General features: G+C 60.8%; 2 protein-coding genes and 2 pseudogenes. 1 reads left to right on the top strand and 3 read right to left on the bottom strand.

Annotated elements, in window-relative coordinates; translation table 11 throughout:
- From betA to betI, 3 genes and pseudogenes are all read right to left on the bottom strand, one after another.
- Positions 1-1,591, bottom strand: a pseudogene (gene betA, locus DQ405_RS24055) (choline dehydrogenase); the annotation flags it as partial.
- Positions 1,592-1,745: 154 nt separating this feature from the next.
- Positions 1,746-3,218: pseudogene (gene betB, locus DQ405_RS24050) on the bottom strand (betaine-aldehyde dehydrogenase).
- Positions 3,219-3,328: 110 nt separating this feature from the next.
- Complete coding sequence (gene betI, locus DQ405_RS24045) at positions 3,329-3,922, bottom strand: transcriptional regulator BetI (protein ID WP_003194919.1); 594 nt, start codon at positions 3,920-3,922, stop codon at positions 3,329-3,331.
- A gap of 390 nt (positions 3,923-4,312) precedes the next feature.
- On the opposite strand from betI, the gene DQ405_RS24040 reads away from it, so the two are divergent.
- On the top strand, positions 4,313-4,876 hold a 564-nt coding region (locus DQ405_RS24040; protein ID WP_174824717.1), incomplete at its 3' end, for a BCCT family transporter.

Below are 4,876 nucleotides of genomic sequence, written 5' to 3'. Positions count from 1 at the left end.
TCGGCGATTTTCTCGGCGATCATGATCGTTGGCGCGTTCAGGTTGCCGGTGGTGATGATCGGCATGATCGAGGCATCGACCACCCGCAAGCCCTGCATACCATGTACGCGGCCTTCGCCATCGACTACGGCCATCTCGTCGGTGCCCATCTTGCACGAGCAGGACGGGTGGAACGCGGTCTCGGCGTGCTCGCGGATGAACTTGTCCAACTGCTCATCGGTTTGCACTTCGATACCCGGGCTGATTTCGCGGCCACGGTACGGGTCCAGTGCCGGCTGCTGCATGATTTCACGGGTCAGGCGGATGCCGTCGCGGAACTCCTGCCAGTCCTGCTCGGTGGCCATGTAGTTGAAGAGGATGCTCGGGTAGTCCCGTGGGTTCTTCGACTTCAGCTGAATACGGCCACGGCTTGGCGAACGCATGGAGCCCATGTGCGCCTGGAAACCGTGCTCTTTCACACCGTTGCTGCCGTTGTAGTTAATCGCCACCGGCAGGAAGTGGTACTGGATGTTCGGCCACTCGAACTCTTCACGGGTACGAATGAAACCGCCCGCTTCGAACTGGTTGCTGGCGCCGATGCCGGTGCCGTTGAACAGCCATTCGGCACCAATTGCCGGCTGGTTGTACCAGAGCAGCGACGGGTACAGCGACACTGGCTGGGTGCACGCGTATTGCAGGTACAGCTCAAGGTGGTCCTGCAGGTTTTCACCCACGCCCGGCAGGTCGTGACCACCGGGATATCGAGGCTTTCCAGCAGTTTGGCCGGGCCGACACCGGAGCGTTGCAGCAGTTGCGGCGAAGCGATTGCGCCGCTGCACACCAGCACTTCTTTGCGCGCACGGGCTTCAACACGCTCTTCGGCGGCGCCGATCAGGTAACGCACACCGACCGCACGCTTGCCTTCGAACAACACTTTGTCAGTGAGGGCATGGGTGACGATGGTCAGGGTCGAACGCTTTTTAGCCGTGTCCAGGTAACCGCGTGCGGTGCTGGCGCGACGGCCGTTCGGCGTAACGGTACGGTCCATCGGGCCGAAGCCTTCTTGCTGGTAGCCGTTCAAGTCTTCGGTACGTGGGTAACCGGCCTGTACGCCCGCTTCAACCATGGCGTGGAACAGCGGGTTGTTGCCCGCTTTCGGCGTGGTCACGCTGACTGGGCCATCGCCACCGTGCCAATCGTTGGGGCCGATGTCGCGGGTTTCGGCTTTGCGGAAATACGGCAGGCAGTCCAGGTAGGTCCAGTCTTCCAGGCCCGGCAGCTTCGACCAGTTGTCGTAGTCCATGGCGTTGCCACGGATGTAGCACATGCCGTTGATCAGGGAAGAGCCACCCAGGCCCTTGCCGCGACCGCATTCCATCCGGCGGCCGTCCATGTGTGGCTCTGGATCGGTTTCGTAAGCCCAGTTGTAGCGGCGGCCTTGCAGCGGGAAGGCCAGGGCGGCTGGCATCTGGGTGCGGAAGTCGAGGCGGTAGTCGGGGCCACCGGCTTCCAGCAGCAAAACGGTGACGCCTTCGTCTTCGGTCAGACGGGTCGCCAGGGTGTTACCGGCAGAGCCGGCACCCACAATGATGTAATCGTATTCTTGGGACATGAATGTACCCTCTTTGAAGTGTGGTCAGGTCTGGCGAGTGCTTAGCACTCGATCGCAGGCAAACCAGCTCCCACATTTGATCGGGTTCACACAGAACAAATGTGGGAGCCGGGCTTGCCCGCGATGGCCTCACGGGCAATACAAGGCTCGGGTGTTAGAACACCGAGGCGTAATCGCCCAATTCAACCTGTACCGATTTGATGCGGGTGAAGTTGTTCAGCGAGCTGATGCCGTTCTCACGGCCCACGCCCGACTGCTTGTAGCCGCCAACCGGCATCTTCGCGTCGGACTCGCCCCAGGCGTTGATCCAGCAGATACCGGCTTCCAGTTGATGAATCACGCGGTGGGCGCGGTTCAGGTCCTTGGTGACCAGGCCAGCGGCCAGGCCGAAGTCGGTGTCGTTGGCGCGGCGGATCACTTCTTCTTCGGTTTCGTAGGTGAGGATGCTCATCACCGGGCCGAAGATTTCTTCACGCACGATCACCATGTCATCGGTGCAGTCGGTGAACACGGTCGGAGCCACGAAGGCGCCTTTGGCGAAGTCACCCTCGGTCAGGCGRTCGCCGCCGCACAGCAGRCGKGCGCCTTGCTCTTTGCCYTTGGTCGATGTAGCCCAGCACGCTTTCCATGTGGGCGAAGCTGACCAGCGGGCCGAAGTTGGTGTTTTCGTCTTCCGGGTTGCCGATGCGAATACGCGCCACACGCTCAACGATCTTGGCTTCGAACGCGGCTTGCAGGTGCTTGGGCACGAACACGCGGGTGCCGTTGGTGCAGACCTGACCGGAGCTGTAGAAGTTGGCCATCATGGCGGTGTCGGCGGCGCGGTCGAGGTCGGCATCGTCGAAAATGATCAGCGGGGACTTGCCGCCCAGCTCCATGGTCACGTCCTTGAGCGAGGAACTCGACGCGCTGGCCATGACTTTCTTGCCGGTGTCGGTGCCGCCGGTGAAGGAGACTTTTTCGATGCGTGGGTGCTCGGTCAGCCAGGTGCCGACTTCACGGCCGCTGCCGGTCAGTACGTTGAACACGCCCGCTGGAACGCCAGCCTCGGTGTAGATCTCGGCCAGTTTCAGAGTGGTCAGCGAGGTGACTTCGCTTGGCTTGAAGATCATCGCGTTACCGGCGGCCAGGGCCGGTGCGGATTTCCACAGGGCGATCTGGATCGGGTAGTTCCACGCGCCAATACCGGCAACCACGCCCAGTGGCTCGCGGCGGGTGTAGACAAACGAGGTATCGCGCAGTGGGATCTGCTCACCTTCGATGGCAGGTACCAGGCCGGCGTAGTATTCCAGCACGTCAGCGCCAGTGACGATGTCGACGTACTTGGTTTCGGAGAAGGCTTTACCGGTGTCCAGGGTTTCCAGGCAGCCAGTTCATCGTTGCGCTCGCGCAGGATGTCCACGGCACGACGCAGGATGCGCGAACGCTCCATGGCGGTCATGGCGGCCCAGATTTTCTGGCCTTTTTCAGCGCTGACCACGGCACGTTCAACGTCATCTTTGGTGGCGCGTTGCACTTGGGCGAGAACTTCACCGTTAGCCGGGTTGATGGCTTCGAAGGTGGCATCGCTGCCAGCGTCGCTGTAGCCGCCGTCAATGTAGAGTTTTTGCAGGTCGAAACGGGCCATAAAGTCCTCGCAAGTGCATAAGTGGTTGGCGTTACCCGCCGAACAGTGGGCCATGGGGGTGTGGCAACACTGAGCGGCGGACGTTCAGGGGTTGAGCGGTTATGTGTGCTCTAACTCACCTGCTTGGCCAATTGGAAATCCATGTATTCGTAAGCGATCCGTTGCGCCTGCTCCGTGTCGAAAGCGTCTCCCGACAGGGCGCCGCGCAACCACAAACCGTCGATCAGGGCCGCCAGGCCTCGGGCTGCTTTGCGTGCGTGCGGCAGCGGCAGCACTCGGCGGAACTGGCAGCACAGGTTGGAATACAGACGTTGATCGTTGATCCGCTGCAACCTGTGCAATGACGGGTGGTGCATGCTGGTGGCCCAGAAGGCCAGCCAGGTTTTCATTGCCGGGCCGTTGACCTGGCTGGCGTCGAAGTTGCCTTCGATGATCACCTGAAGGTGCGCCCGTGGGCTGTCATCCTTCAAGGCACGCCTGCGTTCTTGCACGTTCTCGATCAGCGCATTCATTAGGTAGCGCATCGTCGCTGCGATCAGGCCGTTCTTGTCCTGAAAGTAGTGGCTGATGATGCCGTTCGAGACGCCGGCCAGACGGGCGATCAGCGCAATGCTGGCATCTCCCATCCCGACCCGATCGATGGCCGTCAACGTGGCTTCGATCAACTGCTGGCGGCGTATGGGTTGCATACCGACCTTGGGCATGTAGCACCTCTCCTTAGGCCTGCCGATGGGCGATCCACGTCCGTCGGCTTGAGGGCCAGTCTATTTTGTTTTGATTGAACGTTCAATCAACAAAGAATAAGATCTGCGACAAATGGTCGCTGCCTACAGATGTTTCCTACCTGCGAGCCGCAACCTTCGACACCTGCAAAAACCCTTGAAACAGGCCACTTCAGAGCCTGATCACCGCTTAGGCGGGCTCAAGAATTTTGGGGTGTCTTTATAACACCCGTCCGTCGACTGACCGAAAAATCGATGTCCCGGGATAACCGTTGCCTTGTGTTTCTCTCTCGCACTGCCTGGAGCATCTGCGCCATGAGTTCTGCCTCTCTTATAAAGACCCCACCGGAAAAGGTCCGGGTCAACGGTTGGGTGTTCTACACCTCCACCGCGCTGATTTTGTTGTTGACCGCCATTCTGATCGTCGCCCCGCAGGAGGCCGGGCGCCTGCTCGGTGTCGCACAGGCCTGGCTGTCGAAAAGCTTTGGCTGGTACTACATGGTGGTCATCGCCGCCTACCTGGTGTTTGTGGTCGGCCTGGCGTTTTCGTCCTATGGGAAACTTAAGCTGGGTGCGAAGGACGATACCCCAGACTTCAGCTATGGCGCCTGGGCCGGCATGTTGTTCTCGTCCGGTATCGGCATCTCGCTGTTGTATTTCGGTGCGTCCGAGCCGTTGGACCACTACTTCAACCCGCCCGAAGGCGCTGCCGCCAGCAATGGCGCGGCACGCCAGGCGCTGCAACTGACCTTCCTGCACTGGGGCCTGCACGGCTGGGCGATCTATGCGCTGGTCGGCCTGGCCGTGGCGTACTTTGCGTACCGTCACAACCAACCGCTGGCACTGCGTTCGGCGCTGTACCCGCTGGTGGGCGAGCGTTGGGTGAAGGGCGCGGCCGGCCACGCGGTAGACGGTTTCGGCATGTTCGTGACCCTG

The organism is Pseudomonas sp. SST3 (genome assembly GCF_003325755.1).
This window is presented reverse-complemented; position numbering and strand designations above follow the sequence as displayed.

What these genes read in the sequence shown, in the direction of transcription:
- betI (WP_003194919.1), bottom strand. Translation starts at nt 3,922, where the DNA reads ATGCCCAAGGTCGGTATGCAACCCATACGCCGCCAGCAGTTGATCGAA.